The sequence below is a fragment of the Paenibacillus sp. FSL H8-0283 genome (genome assembly GCF_045040675.1).
GTDB lineage: Bacteria > Bacillota > Bacilli > Paenibacillales > Paenibacillaceae > Paenibacillus > Paenibacillus amylolyticus.
The window spans coordinates 2797460-2820521 of sequence record NZ_CP150295.1 but is presented as its reverse complement, the minus strand read 5'-3'; the positions used below and the strand labels follow the sequence as shown (position 1 = coordinate 2820521).

General features: G+C 46.1%; 18 protein-coding genes. 4 read left to right on the top strand and 14 right to left on the bottom strand.

The features are described 5' to 3' along the window. The first annotated feature begins 66 nt into the window (after window positions 1–66). The 3 genes from MHI52_RS12940 to MHI52_RS12930 all read left to right on the top strand — a co-directional run bounded on the left by MHI52_RS12940 (window position 67) and on the right by MHI52_RS12930 (window position 3331). Window positions 67–1356 (top strand): Gfo/Idh/MocA family oxidoreductase, encoded by a 1290-nt coding sequence (locus tag MHI52_RS12940; protein ID WP_405159146.1) that lies wholly within the window; start codon window positions 67–69, stop codon window positions 1354–1356. Window positions 1357–1498: 142 nt separating this feature from the next. Beyond that, on the top strand, window positions 1499–1645 hold the full coding sequence (locus MHI52_RS12935; RefSeq protein ID WP_405159145.1) for a hypothetical protein: 147 nt from the start codon (window positions 1499–1501) through the stop codon (window positions 1643–1645). Window positions 1646–1675: 30 nt separating this feature from the next. Then, window positions 1676–3331 (top strand): MGH1-like glycoside hydrolase domain-containing protein, encoded by a 1656-nt coding sequence (locus MHI52_RS12930; RefSeq protein ID WP_405159144.1) that lies wholly within the window; start codon window positions 1676–1678, stop codon window positions 3329–3331. Between the two features lie 176 nt (window positions 3332–3507). Here MHI52_RS12930 and MHI52_RS12925 read toward each other — a convergent pair whose 3' ends face one another. Then, window positions 3508–3852, bottom strand: coding sequence for a hypothetical protein (locus MHI52_RS12925; RefSeq protein WP_340020129.1), 345 nt, complete (start codon window positions 3850–3852; stop codon window positions 3508–3510). Window positions 3853–3975: 123 nt separating this feature from the next. Between MHI52_RS12925 and MHI52_RS12920 the strand changes: the two genes are divergently transcribed. Next, window positions 3976–4398 (top strand): hypothetical protein, encoded by a 423-nt coding sequence (locus MHI52_RS12920; RefSeq protein ID WP_076318675.1) that lies wholly within the window; start codon window positions 3976–3978, stop codon window positions 4396–4398. A gap of 199 nt (window positions 4399–4597) precedes the next feature. On the opposite strand, the gene MHI52_RS12915 is transcribed toward MHI52_RS12920, so the two are convergent. The 13 genes from MHI52_RS12915 to MHI52_RS12855 form a co-directional block, all read right to left on the bottom strand. Then, window positions 4598–7771: a bifunctional cytochrome P450/NADPH--P450 reductase gene (locus MHI52_RS12915; protein ID WP_405159143.1), complete on the bottom strand. Its 3174-nt coding sequence runs from the start codon at window positions 7769–7771 to the stop codon at window positions 4598–4600. Between the two features lie 299 nt (window positions 7772–8070). Beyond that, complete coding sequence (locus MHI52_RS12910) at window positions 8071–8625, bottom strand: glutathione peroxidase (protein ID WP_405159142.1); 555 nt, start codon at window positions 8623–8625, stop codon at window positions 8071–8073. A gap of 215 nt (window positions 8626–8840) precedes the next feature. Further along, window positions 8841–9566 carry an LUD domain-containing protein gene (locus MHI52_RS12905; RefSeq protein WP_017688925.1) on the bottom strand — a complete coding sequence of 242 codons (726 nt, stop codon included), beginning with the start codon at window positions 9564–9566 and terminating at the stop codon, window positions 8841–8843. Beyond that, on the bottom strand, window positions 9556–11073 hold the full coding sequence (locus MHI52_RS12900; RefSeq protein WP_047842636.1) for a LutB/LldF family L-lactate oxidation iron-sulfur protein: 1518 nt from the start codon (window positions 11071–11073) through the stop codon (window positions 9556–9558). Before MHI52_RS12900 ends, MHI52_RS12905 begins: the two co-directional genes overlap by 11 nt. Next, entirely contained in the window at window positions 11070–11798 is a 729-nt protein-coding gene (locus MHI52_RS12895) for a (Fe-S)-binding protein (RefSeq protein ID WP_017688927.1), read from the bottom strand. Before MHI52_RS12895 ends, MHI52_RS12900 begins: the two co-directional genes overlap by 4 nt. A gap of 113 nt (window positions 11799–11911) precedes the next feature. After that, window positions 11912–12673, bottom strand: a complete 762-nt coding sequence (locus MHI52_RS12890; protein ID WP_076327809.1) for a DeoR/GlpR family DNA-binding transcription regulator — start codon at window positions 12671–12673, stop codon at window positions 11912–11914. A 1-nt stretch (window position 12674) separates the two neighbouring features. Next, on the bottom strand, window positions 12675–14168 hold the full coding sequence (locus MHI52_RS12885; RefSeq protein WP_127546212.1) for a rhamnulokinase family protein: 1494 nt from the start codon (window positions 14166–14168) through the stop codon (window positions 12675–12677). Between the two features lie 235 nt (window positions 14169–14403). Further along, window positions 14404–14892, bottom strand: a complete 489-nt coding sequence (locus MHI52_RS12880) for a DUF2500 domain-containing protein (protein WP_405159141.1) — start codon at window positions 14890–14892, stop codon at window positions 14404–14406. Window positions 14893–15030: 138 nt separating this feature from the next. Beyond that, window positions 15031–16833 (bottom strand): oligoendopeptidase F, encoded by a 1803-nt coding sequence (pepF, locus tag MHI52_RS12875; RefSeq protein WP_127546209.1) that lies wholly within the window; start codon window positions 16831–16833, stop codon window positions 15031–15033. 321 nt (window positions 16834–17154) lie between these two features. Beyond that, window positions 17155–17514, bottom strand: coding sequence for a helix-turn-helix domain-containing protein (locus MHI52_RS12870; protein WP_036608849.1), 360 nt, complete (start codon window positions 17512–17514; stop codon window positions 17155–17157). Window positions 17515–17781: 267 nt separating this feature from the next. Beyond that, window positions 17782–18345, bottom strand: a complete 564-nt coding sequence (gene hxlB, locus MHI52_RS12865; RefSeq protein ID WP_405159140.1) for a 6-phospho-3-hexuloisomerase — start codon at window positions 18343–18345, stop codon at window positions 17782–17784. 4 nt (window positions 18346–18349) lie between these two features. Then, entirely contained in the window at window positions 18350–18982 is a 633-nt protein-coding gene (gene hxlA, locus MHI52_RS12860) for a 3-hexulose-6-phosphate synthase (RefSeq protein WP_036670570.1), read from the bottom strand. Between the two features lie 373 nt (window positions 18983–19355). Beyond that, complete coding sequence (locus MHI52_RS12855) at window positions 19356–22904, bottom strand: S-layer homology domain-containing protein (RefSeq protein WP_405159139.1); 3549 nt, start codon at window positions 22902–22904, stop codon at window positions 19356–19358. Window positions 22905–23062: the final 158 nt, after the last annotated feature.

Below are 23062 nucleotides of genomic sequence, written 5' to 3'. Positions count from 1 at the left end.
ATAAAATGCGGCGAAAGAAGTACTCCCTTGTTATAGTCTAGAGCTATATTCAAGGAGGCGATAGACATGAGTAACAAGAAACGTTATGTATTAGTTGGAACCGGCGGCCGCGCCGAATTTTTTTATGGTGCTTTGACCCGGGATTACAAGGATACATCCGAGCTTGTCGGCTTTTGTGATATAAATCAAGTCCGCATGAACTACGCGAATCAACTATTGAAGGAAAAGTACGAGTATCCTGAGGTACCCACTTATCCTGCAGATCAGTTTGATCAGATGATTGAGAACGAGAAGCCTGACTATGTCATCGTAACGAGTGTTGACCGCACCCATCACAAGTACATCATTCGTGCGATGGAACTGGGTTGTGACGTTGTCACCGAAAAACCGATGACCATCGATGAGGAGAAATGTCAGGAGATTCTGGATGCTGTCAAGCGGACTGGCCAGAACGTAAGAGTCACCTTTAACTACCGTTATGCACCGCACCATACTAAGATTCGAGAACTCATTCTGAATGATACCATCGGGAAAGTCACTTCCGTTCACTTTGAATGGCTGCTGAATACTCGCCACGGGGCAGATTATTTCCGCCGTTGGCATCGGGACAAGCGTAATAGCGGCGGATTACTCGTGCACAAATCCACCCATCACTTCGATTTGGTGAATTTCTGGATTGGCTCGCAACCGGATACCGTGTTTGCATTTGGTGATCTGATGTATTACGGCAGAGAAAACGCAGAAGAACGCGGTGTAACGCAATTCTACAACCGGGCAACCGGCAACCCGATCGCAAAGGATGACCCTTTTGCACTGCATTTGGATTCAGACGCACATATGAAGTCCATGTATCTGGATGCCGAATCGGAAGATGGTTACCAGCGCGATCAGAGTGTATTTGGGGATGGCATCAACATTGAGGATACAATGGGTGTTCTTGTGAAGTATCGGAACAAAGCCATTCTGACCTACTCCCTCGTTGCCTACCAGCCATGGGAGGGTTATCGCATTGCCATTAATGGCACCAAAGGCCGGATTGAAATGAACATTGTGGAGCAATCCTATGTCAATTCATTGGGTGACAAAAGTAAAGAAGGTGCTTTAATCGGTAAAACGTTGCGGGTTCTTCCAATGTTTGATGCGCCATATGAGGTTGAAGTGGAAGAGAAAGCAGGTGGACATGGCGGAGGTGACCCGGTTCTGCTGAATGATCTGTTTGGAGAGCCTGTTGAAGATCCGTTCCATCGCGCTGCTAACCACGTGGACGGTGCCAGATCCATTCTGACGGGTATTGCTGCCAATCGCGCCATCGCGACGGGTTTGCCTGTCAACGTCAATAATCTGGTTCGTTTCTAAGTCCCCCAGGTCTGCACTACATTATTAATTTCATTTAAAGGCTGCGCATATCACGCAGTCTTTTTTATATTATTGTGCCTAATCTGCAAGTCGACTCGGTAAAAACCTTGTCTCTGAAGCTACGAAAACTGAACCTTTTGAGGTGAGTTACAATCCTCCGGGATTTGCAGAGTTCTCCAAGTTAGCTCAGAAGACAAATCAAGAGATCGGATTTGGACGAAAAAGTGTGGAGCAAGCTGTCTCCGACTTCTATAACGGGACCGTTCGTATTTTTGAATTGAATCAATAACCAGAAACCAGACACTGTGAGGAGGAACATATGACAGAAGAGTTACTGAATCGGCTGCGCAACATTTCGATTATGGATCAAGTTCAGCCAGTTAAACCGGAAGATCAGCAGTTATTACAAGAATGGCATGCGTCGGGTATCCGGTTTGCGGCATCAGGCGGACAACTGGAAGCTACGTATTATGCAGCGGTGGGGAATTTGCTTGCTTGTATCCTGCCCATGGGAGACAGCGATCCTATTTTACAAGAAGGTGGCATCTATCTGGGTTGTTGGTTAGAGAGTACAGGTACCATCAATGCGGAGCTGCTGTCTCGCCTGCTTCCATCTGTGTCCGAAACAACGTACCTCGCATTTGCCAAGCAGCAAAGAGATGATGGATTGCTCCCGTATAAACTCACGGCAAACGGACCCTCTTTCCGGCAAATCCAGTTGGTCACTCCGCTGGCACGCAGTGTATGGAACCACTATCAGCTTCATATCAATCATGGCAAGCAGTCGCCTTTCCTGAACACGATGTATAAGGCTATGGTTCGTTACGATGAGTGGATTGCCCACAACCGTAATACCCGAGGAACTGGCTGTGTAGAGGCCTTCAGTACGTTTGACACCGGACATGACTTATCCCCGCGATTCTGGCATGTTCCGGATACACCTTATATGAATGATGCTTCTGCCTATCACCCGGATTCTCCGATTCTGCCTTTTCTGGCACCTGATCTGACTGCCAATATCTATTGTCAGCGCATGTATCTGTCCCGTATGGCTGAAGAACTGGGAGAATCGGGAACGGATTGGAAAGCAAAAGCCGAGTCTAGCCTGGAAAGTCTTTTCCGTTATTGTTACGACGAACAGGATATGTTCTTCTATGATCGGGATCGTAATGACGAATTGGTCAGAGTCCAATCTGATGTGTTGCTCCGCGTAATGGCCTGCGAGGTGGGTGACCGTGAATTGTTCGATAACCTACTGCGTCGGTACCTGTTGAATACAAGCAAGTTTTTCGCTAAATACCCGTTTACATCGATTTCAATGGATGATCCCAGATTTGATCCCTTTTCCTCCTATAACAGCTGGGGAGGGGCATCCAATTTCCTGAGTCTGATTCGGGCGCCACACGCATTCGAGTATCATCATCGATATGTGGAGCTAACCTGGGTAATGCAGCCTATCTTGTCCGCCCTATCCAAAGATAAGCGATTTGGTCAGGTACTAAGCCCATGGACCGGAGAACAAGGTTTTACCGAGACGTACTCACCCTCCATCCTCTGTCTCCTCGATTATGTGGAGCGACTATGCGGAATTATGCCTGTTGGATCGAATCAGCTCTGGTTTACCGGACTGCTCCCCATCGACATAGATCATGGTGAGATCGTATCTGGCAACACGGCTTATAGCCGAAAAGTCAACAAAGTAGGATATGAATTGGTCAACACGCCTGATCGCATGACGGTATATCTGGAAGGCAAGGTTCATCTGGATGGCCCGTCAGGGATTCGACTGGTGACGGATCATAGTGGACATCTGGAAGGCGTTATTGGAATGAGCGTTCGCACAGTCGAGGGAGAGCTCTTCTATCAAGGAGAGCGCATTCCGATTCGGGTCAAAGGAAATGAAATGCAGCGTTACGCTGATGGAAGTTTGAGCACCGAACGCGATATTGGCATCATCCATCCTACGTATCGATAATTTGTTTGTATGCAAAAAAGCGCAAGTTGCCGAGGTATACTTCCCCTGCACTTGCGCTTTTCCCCTTTGCGCGTTTATATTCCTTTATTTCTTATTCATAAGGACACAAGATTTAGAAATTGACTACCACTGCGGAAATCATTCTCTCTCTGGTTACAGAGGAGATGAGTTTCACCTTACACCTTCCGGTTCCACGCCGGGTGACGATAAAATTCAATCGTATCAATATAATTTACCGTGAACTGCTGTTCCACATCCGACAGGTTCAACAGTTTTCGGTCGATTTGCTTCATCCCCATGACCACATCATGCCTTAGCAGGTCCATCGCAATTTTGCCTACAAATCCGCCTTCCATCTCCTTATGCTTGGCACGGAACTCTTCATTGTAGATCAGTTCAGGCGTGAATGCCGCTTCAACGAAAGCATTAACGAGCGTAAGCTCATTGCCCTCGATCTGCACTGCCATATAATAATTGCCACGCTCATCCTTAATGAGGTCTTTATACATCTCTACGATCATGTGAATCACTCCTCTATTATAAAAGAAACCCCGTTAGCCTTAACGAACATGGGCTATCAAACGTACACCTTCCTACCCCGTTCCTTCATATACTAGGTACAAATGGCGAACGGAGGAATACTTATGAGCTGGCAGCATCTCCATACTGGAAAAACACTTCAGCAGCGTCTGGCAGAACTCCAGGGGCACCTTGCAGAACTGAATACTCCACTCTCCGGGTTGGAACCGGGACGTATTCGTCGTGTCTATCCAAGGCAGTTTATCAAAGTAAACCGGCAGTTATTCATTCCACTTAGTCTGAATTCCATTCGGGTATTCGATATTCCTCGAACACGGCGAGGCGTCAGAGTGGGAATCCGTACGACTTTCCCTTCCAGGAATGCATTTAACAATATCAGACTTGTGGGCGTGGGACTGGATTATCTTGAACTCCAGGGAAAAGGCAGAGTCCCTTCCCGTATATTATTTCCTCTTTCCAGCGTCGAGTCGATCTATCGGCCAACCGCCGGAAGAAAAAAACTGAAACGGCCGTGTACCCGGAAGTAAAGCTGGTTCTTTTCGCAAGCCATACAATGGTTCCCAAATGTCTGCATACGGGTGCTCCCTTCCAATATATAATTATAACCCATGCAACCACTTATCTGCTGAAGAATCATTTTATGTCAAAAAGCGGTGAGAACAGAACTGCTTCTGTATCTCACCGCTCAGCCAGTTACGGATCAAGCTGACCCTTCACATGTGTACATCAGATGCCTGTCCATACGTCCTTGGCATAACGACCTTCCTGCTGAAGCTGATTAAGCCAATCTTCTGCTTCCTTCGCGGATTTGCCATGAATATCAGCGTATGCCTGCTGGAGTGTGGCTTCCACATCAGGTGCCATCTTGCTGCCATCACCGCAGATATACAGATGCGCTCCCTCTTCAAACAAAGGAATCAGATGACGGGCATCGTCTCTCATCAGATGCTGTACATAACATTTCTCCTCCCCGTCTACACGGGAGAAGGCCGTATGAAGCTTCACAAGCCCTTCTTGCTGGGCTGCTTCCAATTCATTTTTGTACAGATAATCATGCTCGGGATTCCGGCATCCAAAGTACAGGTGGGCTTCGCCAACCTCACGACCTTGTTCCTTCAATACGTGCCTTGCCTGCAAGAAACCTCGGAATGGAGCAACACCTGTACCCGGACCTACCATGATAACGGGAACCTGTGCATCCTCCGGCAGTTGGAAGCCGGATTCCGGTGTCCGCGTGAACATGACGATCTCGTCACCCGGTTTCAGGTTTGCCAGATAGTTGGACGCAATGCCTTTGTATTCTCCCTGTCCACTCCATGCTGGGGCGCGCACAACACTGACCGTAATACTCGCTTGATCGGGCTGAACACGCGGTGAACTGGAGATCGAATAATATCTGGCTTTTAGTGAAGGCAATAATTCAAGGAAACGCTCAAACGGCAGTTCACATGCCTCATATTTCACCAGATAATCCAGCATGGAGATCCGTTTATTCCGCACTTCATCCATATACACAGATTCATCCAGCAGCGCTTCAAGTTCTTTCTTATGCGGTGGACATACGGTGTATGCTGCCATTTCTCTCAACTGCGCACGAGTTGCCGCCTCCTGAAGCTCAACGCTATGACTGAGCAGATCATAGAGGTTCACTGGTTGTTGCAGCGGCAGATGCGCGGCACTCCGACCGGATGCATCCAGAACAAGATGCTCCGTTCCGGTGAATCCATAACGACGCAATACAAGTTCCACAAGTTCCGGTGGATTCTGTGGCAGAATGCCCAGATGATCCCCTTCCTTGTAGGTTATGCCTTCAGGCAATTTAATCTCCAGGTGACGTGTGCTTCGTTCACTGCCCGCGTCGTGAAGCTCTCTGTTCTCAAGTACTTCTGCCACATGGGCATCATACGTATCCGCAAGCGGTGTTACGGCGAGCCCACTGACAAACTGTACAGATAGGGAACTGCGTTCGCTATTGGAGCTTGTGTTCAGTTTCAGTCCCATCGTTCGTGCGAGATCTGGCCATAATTGCTCTGTCCAATCCCCCACCTGTTTCTCGAAATCTCCACTGGCATCGGACTCACCCAGCGGTGATAACCGCTCTGCTCCTCTGGAAGATAACTGTTCATCTATTAAACGCGGAATACGCTGATAGGTGCTGGCCCAGTTGTGGTCACCGCATCCAAGAACGGCGAAACGCACACCCTTGAATTCATTCGCATCTGCATGTTCGATCCACTCGACAAACATCTTGGCATTACTTGGCGGCTGACCATTATAGGATGCACTGACAATAATGACGGCACCCTCCTTTGGCAGTTTGCCAACACGATCATCCAGCGTAGCAACCTCACTCCGGAAACCCTGATATCTGGCGGTATCTGCAATTTCACGTGCAATGCCTTCAGCGGTACCCAGATTGGAACCGTACAGAACAAGCATCGGTGTGTGGTGGGCATTGGCTGCATCCGGCTCCGTTCTTTTGGCAACCGGCTTTGGTTCTTCAACCGCTACACCCGGAACGGCCATGACTGGCTGCCCGCCACGCGCACGTACACGAATTGTGAAGTTATCCGGTTTGAGCGTCAGCGTTTCTTTCACTTTTAACTGATAATCAGAATGATCTATGAAGTCAAAATGCTTCAACACCATGCCCAGTACCAGCGTTGCTTCCTGAAGTGCAAACTGCTGACCAATACAGGCCCGTTGACCATTACCAAAAGGTTTATAGGCATCATGCGGCACTTTGCTCGGATCTTCGAACCGTTCCGGGCGGAATTCCTCTACGTCGTCTCCCCATGCTTCGCGGTCACGATGCAGCTTGGGAATAAGTACACTGACACTGTCTCCTTTTTGCAAAGGATATTGACCCGCAAGTACCGTGTCCTCTTTTGCATACAGGGAAAATGCCGGGGCCGTAGGCCATAACCGCAGTGCTTCATTCAAAACCATGCGAACATACTTCAGATTGCGAACCTGGTTGTACGTGGGAACCGGATCTTTCAGAATCTGATCCACCTCAGCTTGTGCTTTAGCCAGCGTATCCGGATTCTTCATCAGATAATAAACGGCGAAGGATAACAGTCCACTTGTGGTCTCATGTCCAGCAATCAGGAATGTAATAATCTGATAACGGATGTTCTCATCATCCAGCGTTTCTCCTGTTTCCGGGTCCTTGCCGCTGAGCATGTGGGACAACAGATCATCTGCGCCTTCCTGCGGTTTCTCTTTGCGCTCGGCAATAATGTGATCCACCAAAGAGAACATGGAACGGATATCCTGTTCAAACTGTTTCTTTTTGGTGATCATCAGCTTGTCTTGCAGACGCAGTCGTTGCAATGAACTCATGGATTCATCCAACGCACGAACCATACTCGTAATGAATGGATGTGGTTCTTCCCGATAGAAGCTGTTAAACCGATAGTTGAACCCACACAGACCAATCGTGTCGAGCGTAAGACGTGTCATATCATCCGGAACGTTAACCGTCTCATCCGGGTTCAATCGTGACCATTTCTGAACCAGCTGCACAGCCAGATCAATCATTTTGTTGTGATATCCCTGCATCGCACGTTGACTGAAACTTGGCAGCAGTACGTTATGGGCTTTTTTCCAATTCGGCTCCTCGGTCCAACTCGTAAATAGTCCATCTCCTGCAAAAGCACGAACCTTCGCAAGGGGTGCCCAAACACGTTTGTCGAATTTGGATTCATCTGTTACCTCGGCGACCAGTTCGTGACCGGAAATATACAATTCACTTCGTCCGGGGTACTCCATACGAAAGATCGGTCCGTATTCTTCAGCCAGTTTCACCAAGGATTGCACCGGCTCTTCAAAGTTCAATTGCGGCAAATTGCCCAGTGGGCCAAATGTTTTTGGTTGAGGCACTGAAATTGGTGGCATGACACTCACTCCTTCTTTCCAAGTTAAGAGTTCTACAACTAAAAAATAATGACTTGATTTACAGACGCGATTACACTTACTCTTCAGATCAACAGATTCAAGTTATTTTTTGCAAATTTTCATATTTCATCCAGATAACGATAAAACCACAATAGAACTAACTGACCAAAATGGTATATTGGTCATTTTTGATTAAAAAAAATGGAGCCCTTCGTTATCTTCTTTTACCCTAACATTTCCAGTTCTAATCTTCAACAGTCCCAAAGTCATAGGACCTCAGGACAGGGATTAAGGTATAATTATGAATTCTTTAACAGAACCTGAATAACAGACTCCATCTCTAATGGAGCTACTGTCGTTTCATAACGGCCATGGACGTTCCCACTACGGTCAATCAGGAATTTGGTGAAATTCCATTTGATGCCGTCACCTTGATACAATTCTGGATGCTTCTCTTTCACAAAGGTGTCCATCCACTCTCCTTCCTTCGTGTCCAGATCATAACCTTGAAATGGCGCTTCTGTAGTCAGATAACGAAACACAGGATGCATCGATTGCCCAACGACCTCAACCTTCTCCAAAATCGGAAAGGATATCTGAAACTGACTTCTGCAATACTCAGCTACCTCAGCGCTACTACCAGGTTCTTTGTCGTTAAACTGGTTGCACGGGAACGCCAGAATCTCCAGCCCCTGATCACGATATTTCTCATACATCTGCTGAAGTTCACTGAATTGCCGGGAGTAGCTGCACCGACTTGCTGTATTCACAATAAGTAGCACCTTCCCTTTAAAAGCAGAAAAATCACCCTTGTGTTTATCCATAAACGGAACTTGGTAAGAAAATATACTCATCTGTATTCATCCTCCTCTTTCTCTTTTGTATCTCATATGAACTCTCTCTTGAGATGGATTATACACCTCCATTATTAATAGGTGAAATATATAATAAATATAATTTTAATAGTTTTTAACTATAGTATACAAAATAAAAAACTGCCCTTAGCAGTCACACACTGCATCTCGGACAGTTATCAAAATCATGATGTGCCATCACGCTAAACACATCGTTAACCCATAATTAAACCATATACAATGCCTGGTCCGTGTACCCCAATGGTTAAATCATTTTCAATATCGGAAGAGCGGCTTGGCCCGGAAATAAAGTGGATGCCTGCTGGAAGATTCTCTCTCCCCGCTTCGTCAAATCGATCCAGCGTCTCACCCAGTCTGGTGTACAGTCGATCTACTGGAATAATGATGATGAGTACCGTAGGCAGTAGACTGACTGAACGACCTTTTTCAGGTGAAGAAAGCACAGTAACCGAGCCTGTGTATGCTGTTGCATAATCCGCCATGACCACACCGATATCAGCCTCAGCTGCCCGAGCCTTCCAGTTCTCATCCGCCTGACTATTCCACACTGAGATCTGTACATCCGGAAGTTGCTCTTCCAATCCGAGATCCTGTAACGCCTGTTCATTCTGACGAATGATATATCTGGCACTCAGTTCATGAGATTTGTTGGCAATAAATTGAGATACTTCTTCCATGTTCTGAACCCGGGCGATGTGTGCGCCTACACTCACAAAGTTATCCGTAAATGCTTGAATACGCTTCTCTTCATCCCATTCCAGCTCAGTCCAAAAGTCGGGTGCTCCCCGAAAAGGTTGGGTCGGCGCATGGCGTTGCCTTGGTCTCCTCAATTTCGAAGCAATATCATTCATGAACTGCTCCTGTTTCTCCATGGACTTCTTCTCCAATTGCGCGAGCCATTGCTGATGTTCAGTGACCATGCTTATCCTCCCCTTCTTCTCGTTCACGAATAATCTGCTCCATACGACTGCGAACGGAAGAATCCATGGCCGATTGCTTCTGGTTCAGTTCCTGATCCAGCTTGTTCCATTGTTGCCGGAAGGATTTCTTGGCGAGGCTTGGCGCAACCCGATAATTGTTCCAGCCTTTAAGTGGACCCAATTTGAGTGAAATGCCGTTGTTGCGTACAACTGCCTTCTGCCCGATCTGTCCGAGACGTATGGCCGCACTGAAACGTTTGGAATTGGATACAACAGCGGCAAATCCCTTCATGCCCATGCTTTCCATTTTGTTTCCATGGCCGTCTTCCACTTTACGCCTACGTAAATAAACGAGCATATCATGCAATGGAATTTTAACTGGACATGCTTCATAACAGGCTCCGCACAGACTCGAAGCACCCGCAATATCGTTCCATTCATCAATGTTGCCATTAAGTGCAGGAGTCAGTACTGCGCCAATCGGACCACTGTATGTTCCACCGTAGGCATGACCTCCAATATGACGATATACCGGGCAAGCATTCAGACAAGCACCACAGCGAATACAATTCAGCAACTCCTGGAATTCAGGATCACCGAGCTGTAAGGATCGACCGTTGTCCACGATAATAATGTGCATTTCATCCGGTCCATCCGCATCCGCTGTGCGGCGAGGACCTGTGATGCCTGACATGTACATCGTTAATTTCTGACCTGTTGCGGAGCGTGGCAACAAGGTTGCCATGACCTCCAGATCCGTCCACGACGGGATGATCCGCTCCATGCCCATCAGTGTAATCTGCGTTTTTGGAACAGTGGATACCATACGGGCATTGCCTTCATTTTCGAACAAAACCATGGAACCTGTCTCTGCAATCGCAAAATTGCAGCCGGTCATGCCGATATCTGCTTCGAGGAACTTCTCACGCAGCTTTTTGCGAACAAATCCGGCAAGTACCGTTGTGTCCGGCTCCAGAATTTCACCCGCTTCCTTCGATAACAACTCTGCAATCTGGTAGCGGTTCTTATGGATGGCTGGAATGACAATATGAGAAGGGGCTTCACCTGCCAACTGTATGATGTATTCACCCAGATCGGTCTCAATGGCTTCAATGCCCGCCGACTCCAATACATGATTCAGGTGCACTTCCTCCGACACCATCGATTTGGACTTCACCACCGTAGAAGCCTGCTTGTGCGCCGCAATATCCAGCGCAATCGCCGCTGCTTCCACCGATGTATCTGCAAAATGAATATGAACCCCGTTCGCACGGGCGTTATTAACAAATTCATTCAGGTAATAATCCAGATACGCAATCGTATGCAGACGAATCTGACGGCCACGCTCCCGCCATTCATCCCAATTCCCATGTTCTTCTGAGGCAGATTTCTTCCCGTTACGCAAACGTTCTGTCGTGAATTTGACTGCTTTTCGCAGAAAATCATCATTCAAGGCCAGTCCGGCACGTTCTTTGACCGTAGTATCCATAACTCCCGGTTGGCTCATCCTGTTCGCACCCCCTCATACAGTAGTTCCGCCAGATGCATCACACGCACCGGTTCATTCCGATAACGCAGATTACCTGCGATATTCATCAGACAGGCCATGTCCAGCCCCACCAATACTTCGGCTTGTGTCTCTTTGACATGATCGACCTTCTCCGTCACCATCGCTCCTGAAATATCGGACATTTTGATGGCAAACGTGCCCCCGAACCCGCAGCAATCCTCAGCAAATGGGAGCGGAACCAATTCCAGACCTTTTACTTGAGAGAGTAGCGCCATCGGCTCATCCTTCACACCAAGCAGACGGCTGCCATGACAGGATGGATGATAGGTTACTTTGTGCGGAAAATGTGCGCCCAGATCGGTTATCCCGAGTACCTGAACGAGGAATTGAGTAAACTCATAAGCTTTGGCTTCCAATCGTTTTGCCTTCTCCAACCATACTGGTTCATCCGCGAACAGCTCGGGATAATGATGAATCATATACGTACACGATCCGGATGGACAGACTACAAAATCACTGTCATCAAACGCTTCAAGAATGGTCTTGGCCGCTACCCGAGTCTCATCCCAGTACCCGCTATTGTAGGAAGGCTGACCGCAGCAGGTCTGCACCGGCGGGAAATCCAGCCGAACGCCATGAGCGGCGAGCAATCTGACCATGGCCTCCCCCACTCGGGGATAGATGGCATCGCTGAGGCAGGTAATGAATAAGGAGACCTTCATAATTACACGCTCCTATTAACTGATTAGTAGATGAATTGACTAAGAATATTTACACTGGACACTCCGTTTCGTGTAAATGTTTAGTTCATTTTATATAGATAAAATCTGAAAGATTAAACCGTGATGATACCAATATCGTATCCGCTCAAACGTTCTGTCTGTTCAGCCTCCAATGGCTGATCGGTAACGATCATATGGACTGCATTTAACCCGGATACTCGGGCAAAAGCACGTACACCAAATTTACTGGCATCTGCAAGTAAGATGACTTGATCTGATATGCCAACCATCTTCTGCTTCAGCCTTGCCTGGAGTTCATTGGATTCACTGATTCCGCCACCTTCGAGATGTACACCTTTGCACGACATAAACATTTTATCCACGTGATACGTTTCCAAAGAACGCTCCGCCAGCGGCCCAACAAAAGATAACGAGCGCGATGCCAGCTGGCCCCCTGTTGAGATGACCTCAACCTTGTCACGGTTGCTGAGTTCAGTAGCGATTTGGATCGAGTTGGTTAAGACCGTCAGCGGAAAATCCGGCATGTTCGCTGCCATATAACCTGCCGTTGTGCTCGCATCCAACAGAATGCGATCACCCGGATTAATCATCGTCAGAGCCGCTTGTGCAATCCGCTTTTTCTCTTCCGCATGGGTTGTCTCCCTGATCCGGTAAGGGATCTCCGGTTGATCTTCCTTCACACTCACTGCACCACCGTGAGATCGGCGTAGTCGTCCTGCGTGTTCCAGCCGATCCAGGTCACGCCGGATGGTTTCCTCCGTCACCCGGCAGCGCTCACTAAGCTCGGATACACGCATACTGCCCTTTACATTCACCATCTCCACAATCCGGTCATACCGCTCGGCTGCCAGCATGTTACACCTCACTCCCCGCTTGTGAATTAGATGAAGCCGTCACACGCAGAAATCTGCCATAAGCATCTTCCCAGATTGACCTGTCCTGCGGCTCATACACAGTTACCGGAAATGAATCACGAATGGCCTTACGCGCTTCCCAGATATCTTTAAAAGCTCCGCTCGCCATCCATTGCACAGCCATATTCCCGATGGCACTTCCCTCTGCTGGACCCGCCCATACCGGCTTACCAATGGAATTTGCAGTCCACTGACATAACAGGCGGTTCTGGATGCCTCCACCGACCATATGCAATCCGTTGAACGCCTGACCCGACAATTGCTCCGTCCATTCCAGAACTCTTCTATACTTCAATGCAAGACTCTCCAGAATTGCCCGGGCAATAGCCCCCTGATCCTCTGGTACCACTTGCCCTGTATCACGGCAATACTGACGTATACGGGTCGTCATATCTCCTGCTGGCATGAATAGTTCATCATCCGGATCAAACAAACTGGCAAATGGAGGTGCTTGTTCCGCCTGCGCCAATAACGCATCATAGCTAATTCCCTGCCCCTGGCGCTCCCACTCGCGCATGCTTTCCTGCAAAATCCATAAACCCATAATGTTCTTCAGCAGACGGAATGTTCCGCCCGCCCCGCCTTCATTCGTGAAGTTCAAGGCCAGACTCTCGGTACTAATTGCAGGATGATCTATCTCCGTACCCATCAGGGACCAGGTTCCACAGCTCAGATAAGCAAATGAACGTTCCGTTGCAGGAACAGCCACAACGGCTGAACCCGTATCATGCTCCGCAACAGCGATCACGGGAATCGGGGACAATCCCAGATCGTTACAGATACTGCTTCGCAATTGTCCAACACGGGTACCTGGCAGCACGGCTTTACCAAACAGTTTCTCCGAAATACGAATATGCGCCAGCAACTCACTATCCCACTGCCCCGCTGATGGATTGTATAATTGTGTTGTGGTTGCATTGGTGAACTCATTCACCGCTTCCCCTGTCAGGAAATAACGTAGCAAATCCGGAATCATGAGAAAACGCTCTGCTTCATGAAGCAACGGGGAACCGCTGCGTTGAAGCGTTGCCAATTGATACAGGGTATTAAAGCTAAGAAACTGTATCCCTGTACGTTCGAAGATTCGCTGAGAGCTCAGCTCTTGGCGTACCTGATCCATCATGCCGTTAAACTGTGTATCACGGTAATGATACGGGTTACCAAGCAACTCACCATTACTGCCAAGCAAACCAAAATCAACGCCCCAGGAATCGATCCCCAGGCTCTCCGGCTGTTCTCCCTGCTGTTTCACAAGGGTAAGCCCCTGCAACAATTCATGATGCAATCGCAGAATATCCCAGTGCATCCGCTCGCCAATCTTCACTGGTTCATTCTTGAACCGATGAATTTCGCTTGTTTCGATCCCTCGATCATTCAGATGTCCCAGTAGCGCTCTCCCGCTCCCAGCGCCCAAATCATAAGCCAGCACACTCACCGCGCTTCACCAACCTTTCGAACCCATCCTATTTTCCAAACGGTATCCCTTGATTCAGACCGTAACTCTGTACTTTATTCTGTATTTATTGTTTGTTTGTTTTTGTTTAATACTGTTTTACTTTATTTTACGAGTATATCACCAATGTAAGCGTTTGAATACCCTTCAGTTTTTCTTTCTTTTGGGTATACCAAAAACGACTCTCTCCCAGCTGGGAGGAGCCGCAGTTCTTTTTTTACGTATAAAATTGACCTTTGCTTTCCCCCGACTGGGGTTGTACATCTCTCTCAAAATGCTTGAAACGTGTCCCCTGATACGTCAGCATCCCTCGATCATTTTCCACCATCATACCATAATGGTTTCCGCCAACAATCAGTTCAGTGCGCTCCCCATTGTCGAATTCAAATGTAACATAATACCGGGTAGTCGCACTGCTATCGCCGCTTCCACCTGAGACTTCCGTTCGTTTGGCTACCACTGTTGAGTGCAGGGTTAACAAGGCTGCCGCGTTATTTGACATCCCTGAGCGTATGCCTGAAATAATAACAAAAACAATGACTCCCGCAATGATGAGAAATATGGCGCCAATGAAAATCGAAGCAAATGCATTCATTGTAGCAAACTCATTAAATCCCGAAAAAAAACCACCCTGATTGCCTTCAAAACCTGGAACTCCATTCATGTCGTCAAACACACCAAAGCCGTCTACGCTTAATCGGCCCATCGATGAGGACACGCTCGTTAACGCCATTCATCATCGTTCCTTTCCCCTTGCAAAAATAAGATGCACCGCCCCCCACGCAAGGAAGGCGGTGCATGCAGACAACCCGTTCTGCCTTGTCCATATACTATATGAACCAGATCAGGAATACAGACGTTCAAGTTCGTCGACCAGACTGCCGACATAAGCAACCGCAGAGCGAATCGGCTCAGGTCCGGACATATCCACACCCGCAAGCTTCATTAACTCCTGTGGTGTGAGACTTCCACCAGCTTTGAGTGCATCAAGCCAGCGATCTACCGCAGGCTGTCCTTCTTCACGAATCTGCTGTGCAGCCGCTGTGGAAGCCGTCAAGCCTGCCGCATAGGTATACGGATATAGTCCCATATAATAATGAGGCTGTCTCATCCACGTGAGCTTGGCCCCTTCATCAATTACCAGATCAGGTCCCCAGAATTCGGAAAGGATGTCTCCCTTGAGTTGACTTAACGTCTTCGCCGTAATGGGCTCATCATTGGTTGCGCGTGCGTACACCCTGCGCTGTAATTCACCTTCCAGCAGATGTGTAACGAAGTTATGGTAATACGTGTTCAACAATTGCAAAATGACCCAGCGACGCATTCTCGGATTATCGGAACGCTTCAATAGATGATCGGCCAGAAGCATTTCATTCATGGTCGACGGCGCCTCAATGAAATAAAGAGATGGCCGTGTATTCGTGAGCCGTTGGTAACGTCCCGCAAGCATGAAGTGGCCTGCGTGCCCCACTTCATGGGCAAGTGTAAATGCTCCGCGCATATTGTTCGCCCATGAAATTAAGATATAAGAGTGTGAACCATATATAGAGGAGCAAAATGCCCCTGTGGATTTGCCTGCGTTATCTGCGTAATCCACCCAGCGATCACTGAATGCGCGCTCTACGATCTCGCCGTACTCCGGCCCAAGCACATCAAGTGCTTCTCGAATGAGTATGCACGCCTCATCATATGTAATGGCAGGGCTAAATTCAGGATCAAGCGGCGCCTTCAGATCACAAAACATCAGTTTGTCCAGACCCAGCTCACGTTTCTTGAGAGCCGCCAGTCTGCGCATATGAGGTGCGAGTTCCTGCTGGATAATATCCAGAATATTATTGTACATCTCTTTGCTCACTTGCTGTGGGCTGAGAAGCATATCTGTAACATCGTCGTAACCACGCAGCCTGGATAAAACAACCTGTTTCTTCACTTCGGTTGCATAACCTTCTGCGAACGTATTTTTGTAATCATTTAATGTCGAGCTGAATGCAGCATAAGCAGAACGGCGCAGCTTTGTATCAGACGACATCTCATAATTATTTTCATAGAATGACCAGGACAGTGGACGATTATTGTCCTCTCCATCAAGAGCATCGTCAAACGTCATGTCTGCCAGTTTACCGCGCAGATAGATACGATATGGCGAATCCAGTACCTCTCCTAATGAAGCGAGTACCTTCTCGGTCTCAGGCGTAAGCCGATGTGCTTTTTCTCGAATCAAACGCTCCAAACTGCGCGCATACGGCTCCAATTCCGGAAGCTCTTCAAGATAACGCTCAACTGTTCCCTCCGGCAGATCAACGATCTCCGAATTGACAAAAGACAAGGACGACGACAGATTTGATAGGATATCTCCTGCCTTGGCTGAATTCTCAATATTAACCGGATTGGTGCTGTCCTCTGACTGCTTCAGTCGAGCATAAGACGCCGTCTTGCTGATTCGCTCCTGCAAAGCTTCACGCGCATCCAGACAAGCCAGTAATTGTTCAGCCCCTTCGCCCAGACGTCCTTTGAACGTTTCGATCTGGGCAGCAGCCAGAGGAAGTGATCGAAGCTCCTGCTCCCACTCTACATCGGTTACAAACAAGTCTTTCAGATCCCAAGTCGTTTCTGGGTTTACCTCAGCACGTGTACGTATTTTTTCCATCTTTAGTTGTCATCCTCCTTGCATTTTCCAATATCTCTCATCGTATCATATTCTGCTCATCTATACATGACAATGATTACTCCTTATTACTCCGCTGGCAGAATAGCCTTTCGATCGCTGTTATCCCCAGATTTTTTGATTCCCCTTTTTCAAAGGTGAAAATCCGGTGATAAAGGCGAACGCTTCGCTTCTTAAGTCTATTTCTGCCCGCTGCGTTTGGAGTAAACTATTGATCCACTGTCCAAAATTTAAAAGTAACTAAAAAACCGCTGGTTTATGGAAGAATCCATTTACCTAGCGGTCGTTCTAACTATAACTTATTTAGCTTTCTTTCCAAATTACATTTTCACCATAGTTTTTACCCCAGTTATACATCGCGTGCAGGACGGGCATCAGGCTTTGACCGTGATCGGTCAACGTATACTCCACCCGAGGTGGTACCTCTGCATACACCTTGCGTTCAATCAGTTTGTCTTCCTCCAGCTCACGAAGCTGGTTGGTCAGCATCTTCTGGGTAATATGAGGGATTAGGCGTTTCAGCTCACTGAAACGTTTGGTGCCTTCCAGGCCCAAGTGCCACAAAATAATCAGTTTCCACTTGCCACCGATCACCGCAAGGGTCAATTCCTTCTCACAGTTGATTTCCTTCAGATTAATCCGTTCCTTCACTTCGGACGCCATGGCTCCGAGCCCCCTCATCTTCAATCTTATATCGGGTATATTACACATATCACGGGGACACTTCACACGAGGTAAGTTTTCCGCTCCATGCATGATGTAATAAGTACATTCATTCGATACAGCTATCTATTAATTCTACTACAGCCTGGTCGGGATGCAAAGTTTAACTGAAAATCACGGATAAAACCTATACAGATGAATGACTATGTATCGCAGAAAAGACCAGAACCCTTCATAATCAAAGGATTCCGGTCTTTCATCTATTCACTATTCCAGGTTCGCGTGGCGGCCAAACATATCCGCTCCGGTCATACCCTTCATTTCCATCATCGTAAGAATGAGAGCATCCATGCCGATTAACAGTCCTTGTTCGAACAACGAACCCATCGGCTGAATGGTTAGTGCCGCTCCGGAAGTTGCTGTGTCCTCTTTGGCTGAAGCCGGAAGGCGCACTACCGTAGTTGCCAATTTCCCAATCGTGGACTCTGGCTTAATCGTAATGAGACCTACAGGCGCACCAGCTTGACTAGCCTTTTCAGCCATGGCTACCAGACTGCCTGTCTCTCCTGAGCCAGAGCACAGCAAGAGGAAATCCTTAGAGCTGATCCCAGGTGTTACGGTCTCGCCCACCACATATACACGAAGCCCCATCTGCATCAGTCTCATGGCAAAAGCCTTCCCCATAAGTCCTGACCGACCTGCTCCTGCTACAAAAATCTGTTCCGCAGCCAGAATGTGCTCAGCCATCGCTTGCATCTCTGCATCGTCGATCTGGCTTAACGTACGTTCCAGCTCCTTCAAGATGTCAGCTGCGTACTGTGTTTTGCTCATCTGCTTACCCTTGTTTAACGAGACGTTGCATTTCAGCTGCAACTGCCGCTTTGTCTGCTTGTCCTGTGATACCGCCGCCTACAATAACCAGATCCGGTTGTGCTTTGATTACTTCTGGCAATGTTTCCAGCTTAATTCCACCAGCGACAGCCGTTTTAGCATTTTTCACAGCAGCTTTGATCGTTTGCAGATCTTCGAACGGGCTTTGTCCTTCAGCTTGTAGATCATAACCTGTGTGTACACAGATGTAATCTACGCCAAGCGCATCAATTTCACGAGCACGTTGTTCCAGGTTAGGCACGTTGATCATGTCTACAAGAACTTGTTTGTTTTGTTTCTTCGCTTCTGCTACTGCACCTTTGATCGTACTGTCATTGGTTGCCCCAAGCACAGTGATCAGATCCGCACCAGCTTCAGCTGCTTTCATGATTTCATAACCACCAGCGTCCATGATTTTAAGGTCTGCAAGAACTTGCAGATTAGGGAATGCTTCTTTCATCGCTTTTACCGCGTGCAAACCTTCATTAATAACGATTGGAGTACCAATCTCAACGATATCAATATATTGTTCAACCTCTTTAACCAATGCGATACCTTCAGGGATATTTACCAAGTCAAGCGCCAATTGCAATTTCATCATTTATTTCTCCTTTGTTGTTCAAGTATGATTCGTTCCTGAAAAAATAATAATCAGATATTTAGCCTGCACCAATTGGTCTGTTCAGATGCATGCAGTGTTTGTTTTGGCTACTCACTCATTGTAGACCCTGACTATCCATTCAGGAAGTACGCACTTTGAAGTGGGGTAGTTACTTGGGGGATACTATTGATAATTATTCGTTGTTAGGTGAATATATTTGAATTAATTTCTTTTTTTTAGCCACACGAAGCCCTTCTCAAAGAAAAAACCGTTATCCTTTTTACGGATTAACGGTTTCATTCGAGAACATCCTTAGTTTATTATACGCAAAGTGACCTAAATTAAATTGTTTTTTGTCTCTGCTATAAGACTATTTATTCCATTGGGTTAAATTATAAATAATCATCGCTGCTTCTTCCCGAGTTAGATCTCTCTTCGGCATAAACTTTTGATTAGGATATCCTTTCATAATCGATTCTTGAGATACCAAATCCACACCAGTCCATGCCCAAAGAGAAACCTCATTATTATCTTGGTATGGAGTATAGGAGGATACTACAGCACCTTTGTTCAACAACACATTTGAAAGCATACTTGCCGCCTGTTCTCGGGTCACATACGCTGTTGGATGAAGAAATCCACCATCAAATCCTTTTATGATTCCATGCTGGAATGCAGAATAAAGTTCTGCAGCATACCAAGCTTTTGGATCTAAATCCTTCAAAGTTCCATCCAGAGGACTTGACAAGTTGTAACCCAGAGCACGATTCAAAAAAATCGCGAACTCCGCTCTTGTTACTTTTTTATTTCCCTTGAAAGTGCCATCAGCATAGCCATTGACTACCCTGTTATTCGAAAGTTTTATAATGGCTTCTTTAGCATAACTTTTTTGAATATCTGAAAATTTCGACATTAATTCCTCTTGAGGTTCTACAACGTTAGGGTCGACCACTGTTGTAGTCCCTGGAACACTTACACTTGGTGAACTATTCGTTCCATTGTTGCTTCCAGTATAAGGTGCTATCACACCTCCACTCCAAGGAGCTATATACGGATCAGGAATAGTGGCACCACTTCCATCTAATGGTGTTGTTACTTCCAACGAATCTTTAGCAATTACCTGTTCCGTACCATCTGCTCTCACCACAACTGCAATTACATCATAACGATAATTCATATTTGGACTAATACCGATTTCAGTAAATTGTAACTTTCCGTTTACAGTTGTCACAATGCCTTCGTCACGAGTTTCTCCTGTAGCCGAATTGTAATATGTTTTTCGGTATGTACCGTTACCAAGTGGCTGGTACTTTGTTTGAGGATTACGCTCAACATAATGAACAGCCCCCTCTACTGCTTGATACTCAAACGTAACTGCTCCTTGTAAAGGTTGACTTGGCGTGATGATTATCAACGTAGGCAGATCGGATGTAAATACCTGCGCTATGTTAGATTCAATACGACCATAGTCATTGACAGCTACTACTTTATAAGTGTGATCTTCTCGTGGACCCACTTGATAATCTGTCATCTTATTTATAGTGCCTGTCCAAATTTTTCTCGTACTATCTTGGTAGACCTCATAAGATGTAGCTCCTTGCACAATGTTCCATTGTAAGTCCACTTTGTCATGGTATACACGAGTGGTTTTAAGGGTAATGTTACCCTGTGGTGCCTCGCCGACACGGGGCTCAATTGGCACGGTAATTGTTGTCTCTGTTGCTGTGCTTCGCTCATCACCATTGATGGCAACTAACTTATACATATATGTCTCACCAGGGGTTACGCTTAGATCACTGAACCATGTAGATGTTGTTTCTGTAATTGGTTCATTGTTCCTGGTCAGCACATAGTAATGTGCGTCTTTTACCGAATCCCAAGTTAAATTAACATTGTTGTATTTCAGATCCTCTACTTTCAAGTTAGGCGGGTAAGTTAAATCAGCCCGTGTTTTTCCAGAAATTAGAGCCCGATCACTATTCACATAACCTTTACTAGCTTCAATAGAATAGTTAAAGGTAGTATTGGAAAAAAGCTCATTGTCCTTAAACGAAAGTTTTTCTCCTTCATAAATAATGAGATTTCCTCTCCTCAGCGTATATCGCTCTGCACCAAGCACTGCGTCCCAGGAAAGGGTTATAGCATCTATTTCTACGGAGTTCACCTTGAAATTCAAGGGCTTTTCCACAACCTCTGGCCCAGGGTTCTCAACAGGGGACCCATCCGAAACACTCACGCTGACAACCCCTGAAAGATTACTATCCTTACTACCATCGGAGGCGATGAGATAATAACTATAAGTCCTCCCGGCTACAGTATCCTTATCCGTATATTCAGTGATCCCTTTTGCTGAGACCTGCGCAATCTCTATACCATCTCTAAAGATCTTGTAAATTTGTGCTGCCCTGGTAAGATCCCAACTTATCCTTACTTGTCCTGCCTTACGATCTCTTACGATAGGATCGTTGGGTTTTTGAAGCTCATCCAAAACCATTGGCAATGATACTACATAATATGGATTGGCCTTTGTTCCGTTGCCCCTTACAATGGCATTGGGTTGCAAATATCCTTTAAATTTGAAATTTTGAATCTTTTCAGCAGAGGTAGGGCTAATTTGACGACTAGGTGGAGCATTTTCTTTCCTTGTATCCCCTGTATATGCCGAACCTTGATTACCAGACGGTTTACTGATATCTTCTAGTGTGTTTGGATTGATGAATGCCAGACTGTTTACAGTCGCTCCATAGTCTGTAGGTAAATCTGAGTACAATAACATACCTCGAAAATCTTCTAAATCCTCTTTACCAATAACACCCATCACTGAACTGTACTGATAAGCAAACTTACCTTCGTTAAATGTATTGACTTTCCAAGTATGAGGCATAAATGCAATTCCTGTTGTCAATTGATCTTCCGATGATTTTTTTAATATCCTTAGGGTATTCCCTAAACTATTACTATCTGTTGATTTTAAATCTACTTTCCACTTTGCTTGTTCACTAGGTACATCAATGTAACTAGAAGTAGAATTCGTTGATATAACCATATTGTTATCAACGACATACCACTTTTCAGAAAATAAATCTATTACATCTCCATAACTAGCTTTTATATTACCGAGAGTCAAAGACTTACTAGCAGGAGGAGTTACAATAAATTCTAACGATCCATTCATAGTTGCATCTTTCCAATTCTCCCATTCCACTCTAATATGGTTTGCTTCTCCAGGCCTAAGGTTTTCGAGAAAAACATATGAATCAGACGCACTACTCAAATAATTGCTAAAGTTATCATTCACATACACAGTACCCGAGATGTCAAGGGGAATCTTTACCTTATAGAACATCATAATCTTAGTACTGTTTAAAAGACTCCATTTTAAATAATCAAAACCACTAGTAGCTCCCAGATCGCCAGATGCTTTATAGGATGAATTGTAAATTGAGACAGCTTTAGTCGAAGCGATAATTGTTCCATGTCTCCCTTTAATATTTTCTGACTCCGCTATTACAGAAATATTATAGACAGTCGCTGGTGTCAGATTGTATTGAGTGTATGTAGTATTTGTACCTTCATAAACAGTGACTTCATCTATCGTTACGTAATATTTGTCCGCTCTAGGAACTTCATCCCACGATAAACTAATGCTATCTTCTCCTGCATCGACCAAGATATTTGCTGGTTTCTCTAATGGCATTTGTGCTGTAAGAACATTGTTCAAAGCCAATATTTCTTTAGGTAATTGAACGCTTGTTACAGTTCCTGTAAAGGGCTGTGTTGATTTAAACAAAGTGTTTAAAGGTTTATTCTTCGAAGCCAAATCTGATTGGGCGAACGCTTCTACACTATTTTCACCCCAAATTACTATACTGCTACAAACCAAGCTTATAGTTAAAACCAAACTTAATAACTTTCTCAACTTAATTTAGCCTCCCCATATCACAATAATTCGCCTTTAAAAATATTGCATATTAACTTTTATTAACCTCAACCTAACACTTCCATCAACGCTTGCTACCCCTTTCTAAACCTATTCTATATGTATAATAATTACTTCCATTCAATTAAATTAAATTA

What these genes read in the sequence shown, in the direction of transcription:
- MHI52_RS12895 (WP_017688927.1), bottom strand. Translation starts at nt 11,798, where the DNA reads ATGAAGGTCTCCTTATTCATTACCTGCCTCAGCGATGCCATCTATCCC.
- MHI52_RS12900 (WP_047842636.1), bottom strand. Translation starts at nt 11,073, where the DNA reads ATGAGCCAACCGGGAGTTATGGATACTACGGTCAAAGAACGTGCCGGA.
- MHI52_RS12905 (WP_017688925.1), bottom strand. Translation starts at nt 9,566, where the DNA reads ATGGTCACTGAACATCAGCAATGGCTCGCGCAATTGGAGAAGAAGTCC.
- hxlB (WP_405159140.1), bottom strand. Translation starts at nt 18,345, where the DNA reads ATGAGCAAAACACAGTACGCAGCTGACATCTTGAAGGAGCTGGAACGT.
- hxlA (WP_036670570.1), bottom strand. Translation starts at nt 18,982, where the DNA reads ATGAAATTGCAATTGGCGCTTGACTTGGTAAATATCCCTGAAGGTATC.
- MHI52_RS12890 (WP_076327809.1), bottom strand. Translation starts at nt 12,673, where the DNA reads ATGCTGGCAGCCGAGCGGTATGACCGGATTGTGGAGATGGTGAATGTA.
- MHI52_RS12930 (WP_405159144.1), top strand. Translation starts at nt 1,676, where the DNA reads ATGACAGAAGAGTTACTGAATCGGCTGCGCAACATTTCGATTATGGAT.
- MHI52_RS12870 (WP_036608849.1), bottom strand. Translation starts at nt 17,514, where the DNA reads ATGGCGTCCGAAGTGAAGGAACGGATTAATCTGAAGGAAATCAACTGT.
- MHI52_RS12925 (WP_340020129.1), bottom strand. Translation starts at nt 3,852, where the DNA reads ATGATCGTAGAGATGTATAAAGACCTCATTAAGGATGAGCGTGGCAAT.
- MHI52_RS12920 (WP_076318675.1), top strand. Translation starts at nt 3,976, where the DNA reads ATGAGCTGGCAGCATCTCCATACTGGAAAAACACTTCAGCAGCGTCTG.
- pepF (WP_127546209.1), bottom strand. Translation starts at nt 16,833, where the DNA reads ATGGAAAAAATACGTACACGTGCTGAGGTAAACCCAGAAACGACTTGG.
- MHI52_RS12880 (WP_405159141.1), bottom strand. Translation starts at nt 14,892, where the DNA reads ATGGGCCGATTAAGCGTAGACGGCTTTGGTGTGTTTGACGACATGAAT.
- MHI52_RS12910 (WP_405159142.1), bottom strand. Translation starts at nt 8,625, where the DNA reads ATGAGTATATTTTCTTACCAAGTTCCGTTTATGGATAAACACAAGGGT.
- MHI52_RS12940 (WP_405159146.1), top strand. Translation starts at nt 67, where the DNA reads ATGAGTAACAAGAAACGTTATGTATTAGTTGGAACCGGCGGCCGCGCC.
- MHI52_RS12915 (WP_405159143.1), bottom strand. Translation starts at nt 7,771, where the DNA reads ATGCCACCAATTTCAGTGCCTCAACCAAAAACATTTGGCCCACTGGGC.